Annotated in this window: 19 protein-coding genes; 16 read left to right on the top strand and 3 right to left on the bottom strand. The window is 62.9% G+C overall.

The annotated features are described in order from the left end of the window. Positions 1–16 precede the first annotated feature (16 nt). Positions 17–1,027: a type I glyceraldehyde-3-phosphate dehydrogenase gene (gap, locus tag PQR53_RS21445; protein ID WP_408458026.1), complete on the top strand. Its 1,011-nt coding sequence runs from the start codon at positions 17–19 to the stop codon at positions 1,025–1,027. A gap of 83 nt (positions 1,028–1,110) precedes the next feature. Here the strand turns inward: gap and PQR53_RS21440 are convergent, their stop codons facing one another. Next, positions 1,111–1,803, bottom strand: coding sequence for a FadR/GntR family transcriptional regulator (locus tag PQR53_RS21440; protein ID WP_408458024.1), 693 nt, complete (start codon positions 1,801–1,803; stop codon positions 1,111–1,113). A gap of 228 nt (positions 1,804–2,031) precedes the next feature. Here PQR53_RS21440 and PQR53_RS21435 point away from each other — a divergent pair, with 228 nt between their 5' ends. From PQR53_RS21435 to PQR53_RS21425, 3 genes are all read left to right on the top strand, one after another. After that, the gene (locus PQR53_RS21435) at positions 2,032–3,360 is read left to right on the top strand and encodes a C4-dicarboxylate transporter DctA (protein ID WP_408458056.1); all 1,329 of its coding nucleotides are present in this window, start codon (positions 2,032–2,034) and stop codon (positions 3,358–3,360) included. 260 nt (positions 3,361–3,620) lie between these two features. Beyond that, a complete protein-coding gene (gene alc, locus PQR53_RS21430; RefSeq protein ID WP_408458021.1) occupies positions 3,621–4,631 on the top strand; it encodes an allantoicase in 1,011 nt (336 codons plus the stop codon). A 13-nt stretch (positions 4,632–4,644) separates the two neighbouring features. After that, on the top strand, positions 4,645–5,154 hold the full coding sequence (locus tag PQR53_RS21425; RefSeq protein ID WP_408458019.1) for an ureidoglycolate lyase: 510 nt from the start codon (positions 4,645–4,647) through the stop codon (positions 5,152–5,154). 253 nt (positions 5,155–5,407) lie between these two features. Here PQR53_RS21425 and fur read toward each other — a convergent pair whose 3' ends face one another. After that, entirely contained in the window at positions 5,408–5,836 is a 429-nt protein-coding gene (fur, locus tag PQR53_RS21420; protein WP_179734383.1) for a ferric iron uptake transcriptional regulator, read from the bottom strand. A gap of 158 nt (positions 5,837–5,994) precedes the next feature. Here fur and PQR53_RS21415 point away from each other — a divergent pair, with 158 nt between their 5' ends. The 9 genes from PQR53_RS21415 (at position 5,995) to PQR53_RS21375 (ending at position 15,726) form a co-directional block, all read left to right on the top strand. Then, positions 5,995–6,822, top strand: coding sequence for an outer membrane protein assembly factor BamE (locus PQR53_RS21415; protein WP_408458054.1), 828 nt, complete (start codon positions 5,995–5,997; stop codon positions 6,820–6,822). Between the two features lie 180 nt (positions 6,823–7,002). Further along, positions 7,003–7,800, top strand: coding sequence for a 4-hydroxy-tetrahydrodipicolinate reductase (gene dapB, locus PQR53_RS21410; protein ID WP_408458016.1), 798 nt, complete (start codon positions 7,003–7,005; stop codon positions 7,798–7,800). 73 nt (positions 7,801–7,873) lie between these two features. Continuing rightward, positions 7,874–8,584: a MotA/TolQ/ExbB proton channel family protein gene (locus PQR53_RS21405; protein WP_408458014.1), complete on the top strand. Its 711-nt coding sequence runs from the start codon at positions 7,874–7,876 to the stop codon at positions 8,582–8,584. Positions 8,585–8,620: 36 nt separating this feature from the next. Then, positions 8,621–9,058: an ExbD/TolR family protein gene (locus tag PQR53_RS21400; RefSeq protein WP_179734378.1), complete on the top strand. Its 438-nt coding sequence runs from the start codon at positions 8,621–8,623 to the stop codon at positions 9,056–9,058. 242 nt (positions 9,059–9,300) lie between these two features. Beyond that, on the top strand, positions 9,301–11,892 hold the full coding sequence (gene leuS, locus PQR53_RS21395) for a leucine--tRNA ligase (RefSeq protein ID WP_408458011.1): 2,592 nt from the start codon (positions 9,301–9,303) through the stop codon (positions 11,890–11,892). Positions 11,893–11,983: 91 nt separating this feature from the next. Continuing rightward, positions 11,984–12,535 (top strand): LPS-assembly lipoprotein LptE, encoded by a 552-nt coding sequence (locus PQR53_RS21390; protein ID WP_408458009.1) that lies wholly within the window; start codon positions 11,984–11,986, stop codon positions 12,533–12,535. 108 nt (positions 12,536–12,643) lie between these two features. After that, a complete protein-coding gene (gene holA, locus PQR53_RS21385) occupies positions 12,644–13,762 on the top strand; it encodes a DNA polymerase III subunit delta (protein ID WP_408458007.1) in 1,119 nt (372 codons plus the stop codon). 116 nt (positions 13,763–13,878) lie between these two features. Continuing rightward, positions 13,879–15,150, top strand: a complete 1,272-nt coding sequence (locus tag PQR53_RS21380) for a glutamate-5-semialdehyde dehydrogenase (RefSeq protein ID WP_408458004.1) — start codon at positions 13,879–13,881, stop codon at positions 15,148–15,150. 159 nt (positions 15,151–15,309) lie between these two features. After that, positions 15,310–15,726, top strand: a complete 417-nt coding sequence (locus PQR53_RS21375; RefSeq protein ID WP_120349445.1) for a CopD family protein — start codon at positions 15,310–15,312, stop codon at positions 15,724–15,726. A 167-nt stretch (positions 15,727–15,893) separates the two neighbouring features. Here PQR53_RS21375 and PQR53_RS21370 read toward each other — a convergent pair whose 3' ends face one another. Then, positions 15,894–16,739: a MurR/RpiR family transcriptional regulator gene (locus tag PQR53_RS21370; protein ID WP_323046766.1), complete on the bottom strand. Its 846-nt coding sequence runs from the start codon at positions 16,737–16,739 to the stop codon at positions 15,894–15,896. Positions 16,740–17,043: 304 nt separating this feature from the next. On the opposite strand from PQR53_RS21370, the gene edd reads away from it, so the two are divergent. The 3 genes from edd to PQR53_RS21355 all read left to right on the top strand — a co-directional run bounded on the left by edd (position 17,044) and on the right by PQR53_RS21355 (position 21,274). Continuing rightward, complete coding sequence (gene edd, locus PQR53_RS21365; RefSeq protein ID WP_408458000.1) at positions 17,044–18,960, top strand: phosphogluconate dehydratase; 1,917 nt, start codon at positions 17,044–17,046, stop codon at positions 18,958–18,960. A gap of 26 nt (positions 18,961–18,986) precedes the next feature. Beyond that, on the top strand, positions 18,987–19,628 hold the full coding sequence (eda, locus tag PQR53_RS21360) for a bifunctional 4-hydroxy-2-oxoglutarate aldolase/2-dehydro-3-deoxy-phosphogluconate aldolase (protein ID WP_408457998.1): 642 nt from the start codon (positions 18,987–18,989) through the stop codon (positions 19,626–19,628). A 260-nt stretch (positions 19,629–19,888) separates the two neighbouring features. Then, a complete protein-coding gene (locus PQR53_RS21355) occupies positions 19,889–21,274 on the top strand; it encodes a GntP family permease (RefSeq protein ID WP_408457996.1) in 1,386 nt (461 codons plus the stop codon). The last annotated feature ends 1 nt before the right edge of the window (position 21,275 follow it).

The raw sequence follows: 21,275 nt of genomic DNA, 5'->3' as shown, positions 1-21,275 counted from the left end.
CATCAGGAGATAGACCATGACGATTCGCGTCGCAATCAACGGCTACGGCCGGATCGGCCGCAACACGCTGCGCGCCTTCTATGAAAACGGCAAGAAGCACGATATCGAAATCGTCGCCATCAACGATCTTGGCGATGCCAAGACCAACGCTCACCTGACGCAATACGATACGGCGCACGGCAAGTTCCCGGGCGAAGTGTCGGTGGACGGCGACTACCTCGTCGTCAATGGCGACAAGATCCGCGTGCTGGCTAACCGCAACCCGGCAGAACTGCCGTGGGGCGAGCTGAACGTCGACGTGGTGCTGGAATGCACGGGCTTTTTCACGACCAAGGAAAAGGCCAGCGCGCACATCAAGGGCGGCGCAAAGAAGGTCATTATTTCGGCGCCGGGCGGTAAGGACGTCGACGCAACCATCGTCTACGGCGTGAACCACAATGTGCTCAAGGCATCGGACACGGTGATCTCGAATGCATCGTGCACGACCAACTGCCTGGCACCGCTGGTCAAGCCGCTGAACGACAAGATTGGCCTCGTGAACGGTTTGATGACCACGATTCACGCATACACGAACGACCAGGTTCTGACGGACGTGTATCACGAAGACCTGCGCCGCGCGCGTTCGGCCACGCATAGCCAGATCCCGACCAAGACCGGTGCCGCATCGGCGGTGGGTCTCGTGCTGCCGGAACTGAACGGCAAGCTGGACGGTTACGCGATTCGCGTCCCGACGATCAACGTGTCGATCGTCGACCTGTCGTTCATCGCCGCGCGCGACACGACGGTCGAGGAAGTCAACGCGATCATGAAGGAAGCATCGGAAGGCGCGCTCAAGGGCATCCTCGGCTACAACACGGCGCCGCTGGTCTCGATCGACTTCAACCACAACCCGGCTTCGTCGACGTTCGACGCAACGCTGACCAAGGTCTCGGGCCGTCTGGTGAAGGTGTCGAGCTGGTACGACAACGAGTGGGGCTTCTCGAACCGCATGCTGGACACGGCTGTGGCGCTGGCTAACGCGAAGTAAACAGGTTCCGCTTCGTGTGCCTCTGCTGCCGGCCTTGGGCCGGTGCCCGGCCAAACAAAAAGCCGCTCTTCGGAGCGGTTTTTTTATGCCTGCGGCGTCGGGAAATAGACACCCGCGCGCTGCGCGGCATTCGAGATATGGGTTTCGATCGCCTTGCCCGCCGCAGTGGAATCACGCGCCCTGAGCGCGTCGAGAATCGCGCGATGCTCGGTGTACGTTGAAAGCACCAGTTCACGCCGGTAAAACGGCATCCGTTGACTTTCTTTCATGATTTCCGCGCTGCTGCTCAGGATCGACTCGATCGCCGCGTTGCCGGCAATGTTCACGATTCGCATGTGGAAGTCGTAGTCGAGGCGGGCAGCTTCGTCGAGTTCGTCGCAAGCGAGTGCTGTTTGCATGGCCGCGATGTTGTCTTCGAACCAGGCGAGGTCGGAATCGCTGACGGCCAGCGCCGCCATGCGCGCAATAAAGCCCTCCAGCGCGAAACGCATCTGATACGTATCCGGCAGCGACGACTGCTCGGCGAACCGCCACGATTGCGCGGCGGCAGCCTGCGCACTTTCCACGTAGACACCCTTGCCGGGGCGAATCATCAACAGACCGAGCGCTTCGAGTGTCGAGAGCGCCTCGCGCAAGGACGCGCGGCTGATCGCCAGTTCTTCGGAGAGCTGGCGCTGCGCCGGCAGCAAACTGCCCACCGGATAAACGCCCGCTTCAATCCGTTCGCGGATGGTCGCGATGGCGGCATCAGTGACGGTGTGCGGAACGTTTTTCATTGTGGCTCACTAGGGATGCGCGGTCTGACCAGCATTGTAATACGCGTTCTGGACGCTCGTGGGAGGAGCCGTTTTGCCCGTGCAATCCAGTCTCAAAACGATTAAAAAACAGCGGGTAAACGCTATTTAACGAATCCTTGACGCCAGTATATCGGCTTCCTACTATTCGAGATAACAGAACTGGTCGGACCAGTCTGAACAGATGTGAATCGTAACCAGGAGGAAGCCGTGTTGAAATTCTTCAATTCACTGTTTGGCCGGGTCGTCATAGCGCTGGTGGCGGGTATTGTGATCGGCGCCGTGTTCCCGCATTTCGCGCAGTCGCTGCGCCCGCTCGGCGACGGCTTTCTCAAGCTGATCAAGATGGTGATCGGCCCGATCGTCTTCTGCGTGGTGGTGAGCGGCATGGCGCATGCCGGCGACCTGCGCAAGGTCGGCCGCGTGGGTCTCAAGGCGGTGGTCTACTTCGAGGTCATGACAACGATCGCGCTCGTGATCGGCGCGGTGCTGGCCTATGCGACGCGGCCGGGCGTCGGCATGAACATCGATCTGCATTCGCTCGACCCCGCTTCGCTGTCGACCTACACGGAAAATGCGAAGAGCCTCAAGGACACAGCCGGCTTTCTGCTGAAGATCATTCCCGACACGGCGATCAACGCATTCGCGACCGGCGACATCCTGCAAATTCTCGTGTTTTCCGTGCTGTTCGGCTCGGCGCTCTCCTTGCTGGGCAGTAAGGCGCAGCGCGTCAGCAGTCTGATCGACGAACTCTCTCAGGTATTTTTCCGCGTGATGGGTTTCATTATCAAGCTCGCGCCGCTCGGTGTGCTCGGTGCGATCGCCTTCACAACCGGCACGTACGGCGTGGAGTCGCTCAAGCAACTCGGCATGCTGGTGCTGGTGTTCTACGCGAGCTGCTTTGTGTTCGTGGCGGTCGTGCTTGGCATCGTGATGCGTCTGGCGGGCTTCAGTATCTTCAAGCTGATCCGCTATCTGCGCGAAGAGCTGTCGATCGTTCTCGGAACGGCTTCGTCCGATGCCGTCCTGCCGCAGATCATGCGCAAGCTCGAATGGATGGGCGTCAAGGACTCGACTGTCGGGCTGGTGATTCCGACCGGGTACTCCTTCAATCTGGACGGCTTCTCCATCTATCTGACGCTTGCGGTGATCTTTATCGCGCAGGCTACCAATACGCCGCTGTCGATCCACGATCTGATCGTGGTGGTGCTGGTGTCGCTGGTGACCTCGAAGGGCGCGCACGGCATTCCCGGCTCGGCGATCGTGATTCTCGCCGCAACGTTATCCGCGATTCCGGCGATCCCCGTGCTCGGCCTCGTGCTGATTCTGCCGGTGGACTGGTTCGTCGGCATTGCCCGCGCGCTGACTAACCTGATCGGCAATTGCGTGGCGACCGTGGTGGTTGCCGTGTGGGAAAACGATATCGACCGGGCACGCGCTCATCGCGTGTTGAACCGCGACGAAGCACTGCGCTATGTGCCCGCGGGCGAAGACGCGAGCACTGAGCCCGCCGCTGGCCAGCACGTGCCGGCCGTTTGATGAGAGCAATCCGAAACCCAGCGAGCTGATGTCGGCGCTTTGCAACCGGTGCTCCAGAACGAGCGCTCCGATGCCTGCGCTTCGGAACCAGCACCGAGATGCCGGCGCTTCGCAACCGGCGCCCCGTAACCAACAGTCCGATGCCGCTGCTCCGGAATCGGCAGTCCTATCCAGCGCGCCGAAGCGGCGCGCGCCTTGCCCCGGCGGATGCGTTGACTCCGCTGGCTCTTCCTCACTTTTTGTCGCCTGACTGAAACACTATGGCTAATCCGATCCTCGACCCCAACGCTCCCGTATTCACCCGTCGCTACATGAACCTCGCCGACCCGCGTCTGGGTGCGCAGGCGCTCTACGCGAGCGATGAATTCTTCGCGCCGAAAGAGCGCATGCTCGAGCCGCAGCCGGCGGTGTTCATCCCCGGCAAGTACGACGACCACGGCAAATGGATGGACGGCTGGGAGACCCGCCGCAAGCGCACCACCGGCCACGACTATTGCGTGATCCGGCTCGCGCGGCCGGGCGTCGTGCATGGTGTCGATCTGGACACGAGCCACTTCACAGGCAATTTTCCGCCGGCCGCGTCGATCGACGCGTGCTACGTAGACGGCGACGTGCCGCCCGACAATGCCGACTGGCAAACGCTCGTGCCCGCCACCACGCTGCAGGGCAACCACCACCATTACGTCGAAGTGAACGACGCCCGCGCGTTCACCCATCTGCGCGTGAATCTGTATCCGGATGGCGGTCTCGCGCGCCTGCGCGTGTACGGCCAGCCGAAGCGCGATTGGGAACGTGTCGAGCGCGGCACGCTGCTGGATCTCGCCGCGATCGAAAATGGCGCGTACCTTGTCGCCGCGAACAACCAGCATTTCGGGCCGGCCTCGCAGATGCTGATGCCGGGCCGTGGCGTCAATATGGGCGACGGCTGGGAAACGCGGCGCCGTCGGGAGCCGGGCAACGACTGGGCGATCGTCGCGCTCGCCCGCCCGGGCGTGATTCGCAAGATCGAAGTGGATACGGCGCACTTCAAGGGCAACTACCCCGACCGCTGTTCGCTACAGGCGGCCTCGGTAACGGGCGGCACGGACGATTCGCTCGTCACCCAGGCGATGTTCTGGCCGGTGCTGCTGGGTGAACAGAAGCTGCAGATGGACCATGTGCACAGCTTCGCGAACGACCTCGCGTCGCTCGGACCGGTGACGCACGTGCGTTTCAATATCTTCCCGGACGGTGGCGTGTCGCGCCTGCGTTTGTGGGGCGAGATCGTATAACGGAGCCACGTCGATGAAGATCTTGCAGATGGAACGTCTGACGCGCGCGGCCTTCGCGCAATTCGGCGAGCTCATCGAACTGGACGGCGCGCGTCATTTTCCGATCAACGGCGGCACGACCGAGCGCTATCACGACCTCGCGAACGTCGACGTGACGGAGAATGGCGGCCGCCCGCTGATCAATCTGTTTCGGGCGCAGCCGCGCTCGCTGCCGATCGAAATCACGATGATGGAACGGCATGCGCTCGGCAGTCAGGCTTTCCTTCCCTTGACGGCGCGCCGCTATCTGGTGGTCGTGGCGCCGGCGGGCGAGTTCGATCCGGCGCGGATGCGGGCGTTCTGGAGCGACGGCTGGCAGGGCGTCAACTACGCGAAAGGTGTTTGGCACCATCCGCTGCTCGCGCTCGATCAGGTGAGCGATTTTGTCGTGGTGGATCGCGGCGGCGAGCAGCCTAATTGTGACGAAGTATTGCTGGCCGAGCCGTGGCGGCTCGAATTTGAAGCGAGTGTGGAGTTGGCGTGAGAGGCCGAAGTCGCCGCGCAGGGGCAACGCGGCACATGCGAGTCTGTTCAGACAGATTGAGCAGATTGCCCGGGCTCGCGAGACTCGATACCGATCGGCCAGCTCGAGAATCGCCGCATCGGCCCCGAGGCTAGCGTTCCCGCGCGGCCGCAGCGTCGCGCATAAAAAAACCCGGCCGATTTTCGTCGTCCGGGTTTTCTGTCACTCACCGAACCGCGCACCCCGACGCGGCCGGCATTGCATCAATTCCGCATTAATGCTTGCGATGCGGACAATTCTCCTTGGTACAGACGCCGTACAGCGCCAGCGCATGTTCCTGCAGCTTGAAGCCGCGTTCCTTCGCGATGGATTGCTGACGGCTCTCGATCTCGGAGTCAAAAAACTCTTCGACGAGCCCGCAATCGAGGCAGACGAGGTGGTCGTGATGCGACCCTTCGTTCAGTTCGAACACCGCCTTGCCCGATTCGAAATTGCTGCGCGAGAGCAGGCCGGCCTGCTCGAACTGCGTCAGCACCCGATACACGGTTGCGAGACCGATATCGAGTTCCTCGTGCAACAGGTTGCGGTAGACGTCTTCTGCGGTCAGATGGCGCACCGGGCTATGCTGGAAAATCTCAAGGATTTTGAGGCGCGGAAGGGTCGCCTTGAGCCCGATATTCTTGAGATCGGTTGGATTGGTCATGACAAGGGATCCCTAGAGTACAATGCTGGGCTCTCATAGTAATGTGTTTTTGCCGTTCTGGTCATCTTCGATGGAATGAAACTCGCGCGGCTCGTCAGCGGGCCCGCACGGTGAGTGAAATGATTTCAAAATCTCAATTGATCTACCGGGGGAGCCGCATGCGGGGTACCTTGATCGCTGTTGCGACTGTCGCGGTTCTTGCCGGATGTTCCACTTACGACAGCCTGACGCAGCGCGTTGCCCAAAGCATTACGCCGTACCGTATCACGGTGGTGCAAGGTAACTTCGTGTCGAAAGAAGCAGCTGCACAGTTGCAGGTCGGCATGTCGCGCGCGCAGGTGAAGCAGTTGCTCGGCACGCCGCTGTTGACCGACATGTTCCACGCGGACCGCTGGGACTACGTGTTCTATTTCAAGCGCGGCTCGACTAACGTCGTGCAACAGCGCGATCTCGTGATCCTGTTCTCGGGCGACCGCCTCGCGAGCTGGACGGGGGGCGAAGATCTGCCGTCCAACCTCGAGTTGCTGGCGGAAATCGACGGCGACAAGCTTGGCAAGAAGGCCGCCGTGCCGAACGTGGCCAGCGCGGCAACTGGCGCCAGCGCGCCGGTTGCCGCGGCGCCGGCTGCCGTGGACACCACCTCGCCGTCCGTCGATGGCGCCACGGCAGCGGCCGTGCCGTCCACGGATGCCAACGCCGAGGCCGCGCAAGCCGCCAATCGGCTGACCAATGCGGTGCAAACGCCGTCGGGCGCGCAGTCTTCGGTGCGCTCCACCGCGCCGACCGCCAACGGTGGCGGCATTCCGTCGCAGGGCCCAACGTCCGCCGGTCAGCCGCAGTTCCAGTTCCATCGTCCGCCGCCGCCGCAAGTGCCGGGCACGCCGTCCAATCCGGTGGGACCGACGGGTCCGCAAAGCAGCAATGGCGGTCCCACGTTGAACGCGCCGTTGACGGCCACTCCCGCAACTTCGGGAACGGGCGGCTAATCGAGTTGTCCGTGTCTTGATAAGGGCCCTTACTAAGGGCACTTCGCAGGCGCGGCGCGGGGATAACGCGCCGCGCCTGTCAGGCTTCTGTAGTCGAGTCAGTGCGGCGCCGGGTGTGCTGCCCCCGCCGCGGCTTTTGCCCGCATTTGCCGGGTTTTGCCTTTTCGAACCCTCCTAGCCATGAAAATTGCCATTGCTGGCGCATCGGGCCGTATGGGCCGGATGCTCATCGAAACCGTCCTCAACGAATCCGGCGCGACGCTGTCCGGCGCGCTCGACCGTGCGGGCGCCCCGCAACTCGGTCAGGACGCAGGCGCATTTCTCGGCAAACAGACGGGCGTGCTGCTGACGGACGACGTCGAGCGCGTGTTCGCCGAATCCGACTACCTGATCGATTTCACGCGCCCCGAAGGCACGCTGATGCATCTGGAAGCCGCGCAGCGTCATAACGTCAAAATGGTGATCGGCACGACCGGCTTCGACAATGAGCAGAAAGCGCAACTGCGAGCGGCGGCGGACAAGATCGCCATCATGTTTTCGTCGAACATGAGCGTGGGCGTCAATGTCACGCTGAAGCTGCTCGAATACGCGGCGAAGCATTTCGCCACCGGCTACGACATCGAAATCATCGAGGCGCATCACCGCCACAAGGTCGACGCGCCGTCCGGCACCGCGCTAACCATGGGCGAAGTAATCGCCCACGCGCTCGGCCGCAATCTGGATGACTGCGCGGTCTACAGCCGCGAAGGCGTGACCGGCGAACGCGATCCGTCCACGATCGGCTTCTCGGCGATTCGCGGCGGCGATATCGTCGGCGACCATACGGTGCTGTTTGCCGGCATCGGCGAGCGCATTGAAATCACGCACAAATCGGCGAGCCGCCTGTCGTATGCGCAAGGCGCGCTTCGTGCTGTACGTTTCCTCGAAGGCCACAAGAACGGTTTCTTCGACATGCAGGACGTGCTCGGCCTGCGGTGAGCGTGTTGCGGGGCCCGTTGCGGCTCCCGCTTTTTGTAGCTCCTCTGTAATCACTTTCCGACGGCGAGGTCAGATGGCAGGCAGCAGCGGCATCCTCCATTACCTGCAAACCAGCGACGCGATCACGCATGGCGTCGCGTATGTGCTGCTGGCTATGTCGATTGCGAGCTGGTGTTTTCTGATCGTCAAAAGCTGGATGCTCACGCGCGCCAAACGCCAAGCCGCGCCGGCGATTGCGCAGTTCTGGCAGGCGTCCACTTTGTCGGACGGCGTCGCGGCATTGAGGCGCGTGGACCGCGAACGCGTCTTCACGCCGCTCGCCGAGGCCGCGCTGCATGCCGCGGAAGTGGACATTCCCGGCGCGCTGCTCGCGCGTGTCGAGCGCGGCGAGCGGGTGCTGAGAGCGCTGCGTCAGGCGCTCAACGTATCGCAGCGGCGGCTCGAGTTTGGCCAGGTGCTGCTGGCCTCGGTGGGCAGCACCGCGCCGTTTGTTGGCCTGCTCGGCACGGTTTGGGGTATCTATCACGCGCTCGGCAGCATCGCGGCGAGTGGTCAGGCGCAGATCGAGAACGTCGCGGGTCCGGTCGGCGAGGCGTTGATCATGACGGCCTTCGGCCTCGTGGTCGCGATTCCGGCGGTGCTCGCTTATAACGTGCTCGGGCGGCTCGTGCGGCAGTTGACGGAAGAACTCGACGGCTTCGCGCACGATCTGCATGCCTACGTCTGCGCGCCGGCGGATCAGACCCGGCCGCAACCGCAGCAAGTCCAGGCGCGGACCCACTGAGCGTACCGCTGAGTCTGGAAGACTGAAGGAGGCGATATGGCATTCGGCGGACTCGAGAAAAAGCAGACAGCCGCGCCAATGGCCGAGATCAACATGACGCCGTTGATCGACGTGATGCTCGTGCTGCTGGTGATTTTTATCATTACGGCGCCTTTATTCACGCACGCGATCCGGCTCGATCTGCCCAAGGTCGCGGCAGCGCCCGCGCGGCAAACGCCGCAAACCATTTCTCTTTCAATCGATGCCGCCGGCAAGCTGTACTGGAACGGCAAAGTCATCACACTGCAGCAGATGCGCGCGCAATTCGCGGCGGCGGGTAAAGCAGCGCAGGCCGATCAGCCCGAAATCCAGCTGCGCGCCGAGCGCTCCACGCGCTACGAGGTGATTGCGCAGGTGATGGGCGCGGCGCAGCAAGCCGGGCTCGAGCGGATCGGTTTCGTAACGGACCCGCCACCACCGGGCACGCAGCCCTAGCGGCACTATCCGGTGACGCGCGCCGCTAAACGCGCCGTCGCGCCTGAGGCCGCCGGGTCGCTTCGCGATAGCGTCGCGCATCACATGCCACTGAGATTCACCCTGCGCCTCGCCGCGCGGCGCACCCGTCCGCGAACGGTATAATCAGCCCTTTCCCCCGCAGACGGGGAAACGACGCCATTTCATCCAGCAGAGCACCAGGCCCGGTGCGAAAGCACCGAACCCAGCGATCCCATCACACCATGCACGAAAAATACGTTCCCTCCGACGTCGAAGCCGCCGCGCAAGGGCAATGGCGCGCCATCGACGCGTACAAGACGACGGAAACCACCGACAAGCCCAAGTTCTATTGCGTCTCGATGCTGCCGTATCCGTCGGGCAAGCTGCACATGGGGCACGTGCGCAACTACACGATCAACGACGTGATGTACCGCTATCTGCGGATGAACGGCTACAACGTGCTGATGCCGATGGGGTGGGACGCGTTCGGCATGCCGGCGGAAAACGCGGCAATGGCCAACAACGTGCCGCCCGCGAAGTGGACCTACGACAACATCGCTTACATGAAGAAGCAGATGCAGTCCATGGGCCTCGCGATCGACTGGTCGCGCGAAGTCGCGACCTGCAGCCCGGATTACTACAAGTGGAACCAGTGGCTGTTCCTGAAGATGCTCGAAAAGGGCATTGCGTACAAGAAAACCGGCACCGTCAACTGGGATCCGGTCGATCAGACCGTGCTCGCCAACGAGCAGGTGATCGACGGCCGCGGCTGGCGCTCGGGCGCGCTGATCGAAAAGCGCGAAATCCCGATGTACTACATGCGCATCACGCAGTACGCGGATGAGCTGCTGAACGACCTCGAAGGCCTCGGCTGGCCCGAGCGCGTCAAGATCATGCAGCAGAACTGGATCGGCAAGAGCTTCGGCGTGAACTTCGGTTTCCCGTATCAAATCGACGGCGAACAGAAGCTGCTGCGCGTGTTCACCACGCGTGCCGACACGATCATGGGTGTGACGTTCTGCGCGGTCGCCGCCGAGCATCCGCTCGCCACGCGTCTCGCACAAGACAAGCCGGAACTGCAGGCCTTCATCGAAGAGTGCAAGCTCGGCGGCGTGGCTGAAGCCGACGTCGCGACGATGGAAAAGAAGGGCATGGGCACCGGCTTCTACGTCACGCATCCGCTGACGCAGGAACAGGTCGAGGTGTGGATCGGCAACTATGTGCTGATGAGCTACGGCGAAGGCGCCGTGATGGGCGTGCCCGCGCACGACGAGCGCGATTTCGCGTTCGTGAAGAAATACGATCTGCCGATCAAACAGGTGGTCGCCGTTGAAGGCAAGGCGTTCTCCACCGAAGCCTGGCAGGAATGGTACGGCGAGAAAACCGGCACGCTGATCAACAGCGGCAAGTACGACGGTCTCACGTACGAGCAGGCGGTCGACCGGATCGCCGCCGATCTGAAGGAACTCGGCCTCGGCGACAAGCAGATCACGTGGCGTCTGCGTGACTGGGGCGTGTCGCGCCAGCGTTACTGGGGCACGCCGATTCCGATCATCCATTGCCCGACATGCGGCGACGTGCCTGTGCCGGAGAAAGATCTGCCGGTCGTGCTGCCGGAAGACCTTGTGCCGGACGGCACGGGCAACCCGCTCGCCAAGTCCGAGGCGTTCGTGAATTGCACGTGCCCGAGCTGCGGCGGCGCGGCGAAGCGCGAAACCGACACGATGGACACCTTCGTCGATTCGTCCTGGTACTTCTATCGCTATGCGTCGCCGGATGCGAAGACCATGGTCGACGAACGCACCGATTACTGGGCGCCGATGGACCAGTACATCGGCGGCATCGAGCACGCGATTCTTCACCTCTTGTATTCGCGCTTCTGGGCCAAGGTCATGCGCGACATGGGTCTGGTCAAGTTCGGCGAGCCGGCCAAGAACCTGCTCACGCAGGGCATGGTGCTCAACGAAACGTACTACCGCGAAAGCGAGGCGGGCAAGAAGACCTGGTACAACCCGGCCGACGTCACCGTCTCGTTCGACGACAAGGGCCGCCCGGTCGGCGCCGTGCTGAATTCGGACGGCCAGCCGGTGGTGCTCGGCGGCGTCGAAAAGATGTCGAAGTCGAAGAACAACGGCGTCGATCCGCAACTGCTGATCGATCAACACGGCGCGGACACCGCGCGTCTGTTCGTGATGTTCGCCGCACCGCCCGAGCAGCAGCTCGAATGGTCAGGTTCCGGTGTGGAAGGCGCGAGCCGCTTCCTGCGCCGCGTGTGGAACTTCGGTCACGCGAACGAAGCCGCGTTGCGCGCCGGCGGCAAGCTCGACGCCGCGAGTTTCAGCGATACCGACAAGGTGCTGCGCCGCGAGATCTACAGCGTGCTGAAGCAGGCCGACTTCGACTACCAGCGTTTGCAGTACAACACGGTGGTGTCGGCGGCGATGAAGATGCTCAACGCGCTCGACAGCGCGAAGGGCGCACAGCCGGCGGTGCTCCGCGAGACGTATAGCGTGATGCTGCGTGTGCTGTATCCGGTCGTGCCGCATCAGACGTTCCAGTTGTGGCAGGAACTCGGTTACGCCGAGGAATTCGGTTCGCTGCTCGACGCTGCGTGGCCGAAGGTCGATGAACAGGCGCTGGAACAGGCCGAAATCGAACTCGTGCTGCAGGTGAACGGCAAGGTGCGCGGCGCGCTCACGGTGGCGAAAGATGCGACACGGGAAACGATCGAAAAGCTCGCTGCCGCTCATGAGGCGGTCGAGAAGTTCAGCGAAGGCAAGACGCCGAAGAAGATTGTCGTGGTGCCGGGGCGCCTTGTGAACGTGGTGGTTTGAGAGCCCACCGAAACATGACAGCAGACAGGCGCCGCTGCGTGCGGCGGCGCGTGTCTCTCGCTGCGGAATCCACTGCGAACCAGGAGCCAATGTGACTCGCAGAATGTTATTGACGCTGGCGTGCAGCGTGTTGATGTTGTCCGCCTGCGGCTTCCAGTTGCGCGGCCAGCAGGACTACGCATTCAAACGACTCTATATCTCCGGCGGTTCGGCTGCGGCCGGCGCGCGGCTCGCCCGCATTGTGCAGGGCGGCAGCGACACGGTGGTGGTCACTTCCGTTGCGAATGCCGATGCAACGCTGCAGATCAGCGAGGGTCGCGGCGTCAATACGCTCACGCTGAACTCGCTGGGTGTGGTCGAAGAATATGCAATGAATCTGTCGATGACCTACACGCTGGTCGGCAAGGACGGCACGGTGCTGATTCCGTCGAGCGTGATCGCGCTGAACCGCGCGATGACCTACAGCGACCAGTTTTCGCAAGCCAAAGCCGCTGAGTCCGACATCCTCTTCGCGGACATGGAAAACGACGCGATCGACCAGCTTACGCGCCGCCTGTCGCTGGTGCGCTCGCTGCACCCGGCGCCAGGGCAGCAGGTGCCGTCGGTGGCGCCGCGCGCGCCGTTGCCGCCGCCGCCGCTGTGAGCGTCGCGCTGTGTCATTGTTTCGCTTGCCGCATTTGCCCATGCACTCGCTTATGCGGCCCCTCATGCAGCCCCTCATGCAGCCCGTTAACCTCGCCGATCAGTAGCCATGCAACTGCGACTTGACGCGCTCGAAGCGCATCTCGCGAAGGGACTCGCCGGACTGTACGTCGTGTACGGCGATGAGCACCTGCTCGCGCAGGAAGCGAGCGACCGGATTCGTGCGACGGCGCGTGCGGCCGGCTTTACCGATCGTTCCGTGTTCACGGTTGAGCGCGGCTTCGACTGGAGTTCGCTGCTTGGCGCGAGTCAATCGATGTCGCTGTTCGGCGACCGTCAACTGGTCGAATTGCGCATTCCATCGGGTAAGCCCGGCAAGGAGGGCGCGGATACGCTGAAAGCGCTCGCCGCTGCCGTGAATGACGACGTGCTGACGATGATCACGCTGCCGCGGCTCGACGCCGCGACGCAAAAGTCGGCGTGGTTCACTGCGCTGTCCGATGCCGGCGTTGCGTTGAAGATCGATCCGGTCGAGCGTGCGCAGTTGCCGAATTGGGTGGGTCAACGGCTTGCCGCGCAGGGCCAGCGGGTCGTTGCCGGCGAAGAAGGGCGGCGCGCACTGGCGTTCATCGCCGAGCGCGTGGAAGGCAACCTGCTCGCTGCGCATCAGGAAATCCAGAAGCTCGGGCTGCTGTATCCGGCTGGGTCGTTGAGCTTTGAACAGATCCAGGACGCGGTGCTGAACGTCGCCCGCTATGACGTTTTCAAGCTGAACGAAGCGATGCTGGCGGGTGATGTCGGTCGGCTCTCACGCATGCTCGACGGCTTGCGTGGAGAGGGCGAGGCCGCGGTACTGGTGCTGTGGGCAGTGGTCGAGGAAGTGCGCACGCTGTTGCGGATCAAGCGCGGTGTCGCGGCGGGCAAGCCGCTCGCGATGCTGGTGCGCGAGAACCGCGTGTGGGGGCCGCGTGAGCGGCTGATCGGGCCGGCGTTGTCGCGCGTCACTGAAAGCGCGCTGGAGAAGGCGCTGGCTCTGGCCGCGCGGCTGGATCGGCAGGTTAAGGGCTTGTCGGGCGGCACGCCGGGCAATCATCGCAACGATCCGCCGCCTGATCCTTGGGACGGTTTGTTCGAACTGGCGATGACGGTGGCTTCGCCAAAAGCTGCGCCTGTGCCGCCGCCGCGACCTCGGGCCGGGGCGGTTGCGCCGACACGCAGACCGGGCTGATCTGGGCGATCGATGTGGCTAAAGCAAAGCTCCGCCACCCGACTTACAATCTTTTGATCCTTCGCTAACTTAGCCTGTCCGCCGCACCTCGATGTGCGCGGCACCACGAGAATCACATGGATATCGACCAGTACATGACCGACCTCGGCCGCCGCGCCCGCCACGCTTCGCGTGCGATGGCGCGGGCGTCGACGGCGGCGAAGAACGCCGCGCTCGCAGCGGTGGCCGCGGCGATCGAGCGCGACGCCGCGTCGCTGAAAGAGGCCAACGCGCGTGACGTCGCCCGGGCCCGCGACAAAGGTCTCGACGCTGCGTTTGTCGACCGTCTGACGCTGTCGGACAAGGCGCTGAAGACGATGGTCGAAGGCTTGCGGCAAGTCGCCGCGCTGGCCGATCCGATTGGCGAGATCAGCAATCTGAAGTATCGACCGAGCGGTATTCAGGTCGGGCAGATGCGTGTGCCGCTCGGCGTGATCGGCATCATCTACGAATCGCGTCCGAACGTCACGATCGACGCCGCGGCGTTGTGCCTGAAGTCCGGCAACGCCACGATTCTGCGCGGCGGGTCGGAAGCGCTCGAATGCAACACTGCACTGGCGAAGCTGATCGGCGAAGGACTGGAGGCAGCGGGTTTGCCGCAGGACGCCGTGCAAGTGGTCGTCACCTCGGACCGCGCCGCGGTCGGCAAGCTGATTACGATGACCGAATACGTCGACGTGATCGTGCCGCGCGGCGGCAAGAGCCTGATCGAGCGCCTGATGAACGAAGCGCGCGTGCCGATGATCAAGCACCTCGACGGCATCTGCCACGTGTATGTCGACGACCGCGCGGATCTGACCAAGGCGCTGACCGTCTGCGACAACGCGAAGACGCACCGCTACGGCACCTGCAACACGATGGAAACGCTGTTGGTGGCGCGGGGTATCGCCGCTGAACTGCTGCCGCCTTTGGGCAAGCTGTATCGCGACAAGGACGTCGAATTGCGCGTCGACGCAGCGGCACGCGCGGTGCTCGCCGACGCAGGCGTCGGCCCGCTCGTCGATGCCACCGAAGAAGACTGGCGCACCGAATATCTCGCGCCGGTGCTGGCGATCAAGGTCGTCGACAATCTCGACACCGCGATCGAGCACATCAATACGTATAGCTCGCAGCACACCGATGCGATCGTCACGGAAGACCACGATCGGGCAATGCGCTTCCTGCGTGAAGTGGATTCGGCGAGCGTGATGGTCAACGCGTCGACGCGTTTCGCGGACGGCTTCGAGTTCGGTCTGGGCGCGGAAATCGGCATCTCGAACGACAAGTTGCACGCGCGCGGGCCGGTCGGGCTGGAAGGGCTGACGTCGCTGAAGTACATCGTGCTCGGGCACGGCGAAGGCCGCCAATAAGTCGCCGTCGGCCGGGCGTTCATTGCGAACGCCGGAATAAGTGCCGTCCGCTGTGCGTTTAATCGCGAACGCCGCCGAGATGCTGCCGGCTCTGTCTTTTCACTACGAACGCGCCGCCACGAGCGCTGATTTCCACGATACAAGTCGCAAGGACAGTTGATGCTTTGGGTAAAAACGTTTCACATCGTTCTGGTTGCTTCCTGGTTTGCCGGCCTGTTCTATCTGCCGCGCATCTTCGTCAATCTGGCGATGGAGACGGAACCCGCCGCGACCGCGCGACTGTTGACGATGGCCCGCAAGCTGTTCCGCTTCATGACGTTCATTGCCGTGCCGGCGCTGGCCTGCGGGTTATGGCTGTGGCTCGCGGTGGGCATCGGTCGCGGGCAGGGCTGGATTCACGCGAAGGTCGGCGTGGTGGTGCTGTTGATCATCTACCACGCGTATTGCGGCGTGCTGCTGCGAACTTTCGAGCGTGGTGAGAACCGCCGCACGGACAAGTGGTATCGGATGTTCAATGAACTGCCGGTGCTGGGGATGCTGGCGGCGGTCGCACTGGTTGTTATCAAGCCGTTTTAAAACCGAGGTCGACCCGCCTATTGTTTCGTGCCATGCCGTACCCAGTAGAACGGGCTCTTTAAAGAGCCCGTTTTTTTTGCGCGAGAGCTTGGTGAGACTGATCGACGTTTGGTCTTCCATGTAGCGCCGATGCAAGCTTGGAAAGCCAGGCAATACCCCGCGGCACCTTACCCGTCCGGCCCGATCCTTCTGCGCGTAATCACTTCCTTCGCCTGCGCCATCTTCTCGACCAACTCCGGCCCGCGGCTCAGCGCCACGCCGACCGCCAGAATATCGCCGATCGCCAGATGCGAGACGCGCGAGGTCATCGGCGAAAAGATATCCGTGTCTTCATCGACGTTGGCGAACAAGCCCACCGTGGCAAGCCGCGCCAACGGCGAATTGCCGTGCGTGATCGCAATTACCTTCGCGCCCGCCGCCAGCGCTGATTTCACCGCATCGACGATATCGCGCGTGCGGCCGGTGTTCGAGATCGCCACCACCACATCGCCTTCACCCAGCAAAGCCGCCGACATCAGAAACGTGTGCGGGTCCGAATACGCAACGCTCGGCATGCCCAACCGAAAGAACTTGTGCTGGACATCGAGTGCAGCGATGCCCGAGCCGCCCGCGCCGTAAAACTCGATACGCCGCGCCGCTGCCAGCAGCGCGATCGCTGCCGCCACGCTATCCGACGACAGATTGTTGCGCACCTGGATCAGCGCGCCGATGGTCCGGTCGAGCACCTTCGCCGCCACGCCCGGCGCCGGCTCATCCGGCCGCACGTCGCGGTAGACCGCGGGCACTTCCGCCGCGATTCCTTGTGCCAGCCGGATCTTGAATTCGCGAAAGCCCGAAAAGCCCAGCGCATGGCAAAACCGCGCAATGGTCGGCTGACTGACACCGGCGCGCGCGGCCACTTCGGTCATCGACAGATCCAGCACCTCGCGCGGTGCCTCGATCACGTAATCGGCCAGCTTGCGCTCGGACGGGCGCAACTGCTCACGCATCTCTTCCACCTGGGACAGCATCATCGGAAAACTCGCACTATGCTGAAGAATGCGTGGACTATATCTGATTGCTGAGAAAGCTACAAAAACTACATATCGGGCGCTAGGTGTATTCCCTAGGTTTTGACGTTTGTGTCGTTAAGGCATAGCCAGTAAGGCAATGCGGCCGTTCAAAGATGCCGCATTGCAACAGGACTCGTCATTGCGATCATGTAGTTTTTCTACTAACATTGCGACGTCGACTATTTCGACATCCCCGCGATACCTGCCTGGCATAGTGCGCGCACGTCCCACTCAAACGCGCACGGCCAGCGACGAAGGAGCTCCGATGGTTTCCCCGCATTCGCAACTCTTGAAGGTCACGCAACGCGTGGTCGAGCGCAGCAAACCCACTCGCGAGGCGTATCTGGCCCGCATCCATCACGCTCAAGGCAAATTCCCGGCACGCGGCGCGCTCTCCTGCGCCAATCTGGCCCACGGTTTTGCCGGCCTCGAAGGCCGTGACAAGTTTGCAATCAAGGCGATCCGGGAGCCGAACATCGGCATCGTGTCGTCGTATAACGAAATGCTGTCTGCGCACGCACCGTACAAAAACTACCCGGACATCATCAAGGAGGCCGCGCGGGAAAACGGCGGCGTCGCGCAATTCGCGGGCGGCGTGCCGGCCATGTGCGACGGCGTCACGCAAGGCAACGCGGGCATGGAACTGTCGCTGTTCTCGCGCGAAGTAATCGCGATGAGCACGGCCGTGGCCCTCACACACAACATGTTCGACGCGGCGTTGTGCCTCGGCATCTGCGACAAGATTGTGCCGGGCCTGTTGATCGGCGCACTGCAATTCGGCCATCTGCCGACCATTTTCGTGCCGGCCGGCCCGATGGGCAGCGGCCTCTCGAACGACGATAAAGCCAAGACCCGTCAGCAGTTCGCCACCGGTCAATGCGGCCGCGACGCGCTGCTCGAAGCGGAAGCCGCTGCGTACCACAGCCACGGCACCTGCACGTTCTACGGCACCGCCAACAGCAACCAGATGCTGATGGAAGTGATGGGCCTGCATCTGCCGAGTTCAGCCTTCGTTCATCCGCATACGCCGCTGCGCGACGCGTTGACCGCGCAGGCCGCGCGCCGCGTGCTCGATCTGACGGTGGATCGCGGCAACTATATGCCGATCGGCCACGTGGTCGACGAAAAAGCGATCGTCAATGGCATCGTCGCATTGCTGGCCACGGGCGGCTCGACCAATCACACGCTGCATCTCGTCGCGATCGCGCGCGCGGCCGGCATCGTAATCGACTGGGACGATTTCGACACGCTGTCGCAAGCCGTGCCGCTGCTCGCGAAGATCTATCCGAACGGCAAGGCCGACGTGAACCACTTCCACGCCGCGGGCGGCGTCGCGTTCCTGGTTCGCAATCTGCTGGAAGGCGGCTTGCTGCACGAAGACGTGAACACGGTCGCCGGCAAGGGTCTGCATCACTACACCGAAGAGCCGAAGCTGATCGACGGCAAGCTGCAATGGGTGCCGGGCGCGGCAAAGAGCGAAGACACGGCGGTGCTGCGTGATATCACGCAGCCGTTCCAGCCCGACGGCGGCTTGCGTCTGATGCAAGGCAAGCTCGGCCGCGGCGTGATCAAGATTTCCGCGGTGGGGGCGCAGCATCGCAAGGTGAAGGCGCCGGCCATCGTGTTCGATTCGCAGGAAGCGGTGCAGGCCGCGTTCGACAAGGGTGAACTGAAGCGCGACTTCATCGCCGTGGTGCGCTTCCAGGGCGCCCGCGCAAACGGCATGCCCGAGTTGCATCGTTTGACGCCGTTGCTCGGTGTGTTGCAGGATCAAGGTTTCCACGTCGCGTTGGTTACCGATGGCCGCATGTCGGGCGCGTCGGGCAAGGTGCCGGCGGTGATCCATCTGTCGCCGGAAGCGTTGCTGCAAGGCCCGATCGGCAAGGTTCGCAGTGGCGATATGCTGGTAATCGACGCGGACGCCGGCGTGCTCGACATCGAAATCGATGCTGCCGAATGGGCGGCGCGGCCGGAAGCCTTGCCGCAGCATCAGGCGGAAAACGAAGTCGGCTTTGGCCGTGAACTGTTCGGCGTGTTCCGTGCGGCGGCGGCGCCCGCGGAGCAGGGCGCATCGGTGTTCGGCCCGATGGTGGGCGAGCGCGGCGCACATCAGGGCGCGCAGCAAGGCGAACAGGCCCAAGCAGCTACCGAACAACACCCAAGCACTACTCAAGCCAGCTAAACGCTGCAGAAACAAGGAGTCTGACTATGACGGCGAAAACAGTAAGCGATATCGTGCGCCTCGGCCCGGTGATCCCGGTGCTCGCATTCGACTCGGCCGAACAAGGCGAACACGTGTCGCGCGCGCTGCACGCGGGTGGCGTCAAGGTGCTCGAAATCACGCTGCGCACGGCAGCCGGTCTGGAAGCGATTGAGCGGGCGAGCCAGTTGGCCGACGACATCGTGGTTGGCGTCGGCACGATCACGAGGCCCGAGCATTGCGCGCAGGCGAAGAAAGCGGGCGCGCAGTTCGGCGTCTCGCCGGGTCTGACGAGAGACATGCACAAGGCCGCGCAAGATGCCGGCTTGCCGTTGCTGCCGGGCGTGATGACGCCGTCCGACATCATCACCGCGCTGGAACTCGGCTACGAGATCGTGAAGTTTTTCCCGGCGCAGCAGGCCGGCGGTGTGCCAATGCTGCAAGCCTTTCACGGTCCGTTCCCGAACCTGAAGTTTTGCCCGACCGGCGGCATCACGGCTGAGACGGCGACGCATTTCCTGTCGCTGCCGAACGTGGTGTGCGTGGGCGGCTCGTGGCTCACCCCGAAATCAGCATTGGCCGCGCAAAACTGGGAAGAAGTCACGCGTCTCGCACGTGCCGCGAGCCAGTTGGCCGCGCCGGCGCACTAAGTTCACAGTTGAACGGGCACCCTTTTTAACCGGCTACCCGGGTCCGATATCAGGAGCCCCGTCGATACAGTCTTTCCGGCTGTCGCGGCGGGGCTCTTTTTTCGAGATGTGTGCCGGTTTCGCGCGCGTTGTACGACGACAGACAGTAGAATTCAGCGTCCGTGCGGTTGGCCGGGTTTCGAGGCTCGCCGCGGGCAGCAACGAGACAAGGTGTCAGCTGCGTTGCGCACCTACAATCAATAACGCAAAGGAGGAGCTCCATGGAAGCTGTCCACGGCAGCACGCTGCTGGTCTTCGCGGTGATCGCCATCGCACTTCTGATCCTGCTGATCACCCGCTACAAGGTTTACCCGTTCCTTGTCCTGATCATCGTTTCGCTGCTGCTGGGTCTCGCATCCGGCATGCCGATCGGCACCATCGTCAAATCGTTCGAAACCGGCAACGGCAATACGCTCGGCCACATTGCGATCGTGGTCGGCCTCGGCACCATGCTCGGCAAAATGATGGCCGAATCGGGCGGGGCGGAGCGCATCGCGACCACGTTGATCGACAAGTTCGGCGAGAAGCACATTCACTGGGCGATGATGGTCGTCGCGATCATCGTCGGCTTGCCGGTGTTCTTTGAAGTCGGCTTCGTGCTGCTGATTCCGATCGCGTTCAACGTCGCCAAACGCACCAACAAGTCGCTGCTGCTGGTCGGCTTGCCGATGGTCGCGGGTCTGTCCGTCGTGCACGGTTTGATTCCGCCGCACCCGGCCGCGATGCTCGCGGTGCAGGCGTATCACGCCGACATCGGCAAGACGATTGCTTATGGGCTGATCGTGGGCGTGCCGACGGCGATCGTCGCCGGTCCGCTGTTCGCTCTGTTGATCAGCCGCTACATCAAGCTGCCGAAAGACAACGCGCTCGCTTCGCAATTCCTCGGCTCCGCTGGCGAAGCGGAAAATGACGGCAAGCAGGCGGCGCCGAAGCGCGAACTGCCGAGCTTCGGCATCACGCTGTTTACGATCCTGCTGCCGGTGATTCTGATGTTGATCGGCAGTTGGGCTGACCTCGTGTTTACGCCGAAGACCCTGGCGAATGATCTACTGCGTTTCGTCGGCAATTCGGACGTCGCGCTGCTGATCGCCGTGCTGGTCAGTTTCTGGACCTTCGGCGCGAGCCGCGGTTTCAATCGTGAGCAGATCCAGAAGTTCTGCGGCGAATGTCTGGCGCCGATCGCGGGCATCACGCTGATTGTGGGGGCGGGCGGCGGGTTCGGGCGCGTGCTGATGGATAGTGGCATCTCGAAGGAAATCGTCAACGTGGCCACGGCCATGCATCTGTCGCCGCTGCTGTTCGGCTGGCTGGTGGCCGCGCTGATCCGTCTCGCCACAGGTTCGGCGACGGTGGCAATGACAACCGCCTGCGGCATCGTCGCGCCGATCGCCTCGGCCAGCGGCGTGCAGGTCACGCCGGAGTTGCTGGTGCTCGCCACCGGCTCGGGTTCGCTGATTTTCTCGCATGTGAACGACGGCGGTTTCTGGCTGATCAAGGAATACTTCGGTATGACGGTGGGGCAGACCTTCAAGACATGGTCGCTCCTCGAAACCATCATTTCGCTGATGGGCTTGGGTTTGACTTTCGCGCTCGCGACGGTCGTGTAAG

This window comes from Paraburkholderia fungorum, assembly GCF_046027605.1.
In the GTDB taxonomy this organism is placed as follows: domain Bacteria; phylum Pseudomonadota; class Gammaproteobacteria; order Burkholderiales; family Burkholderiaceae; genus Paraburkholderia; species Paraburkholderia fungorum_F.
The sequence above is the reverse complement of the archived record's forward strand: the minus strand, read 5'-3'. Positions and strand labels throughout refer to the sequence as shown.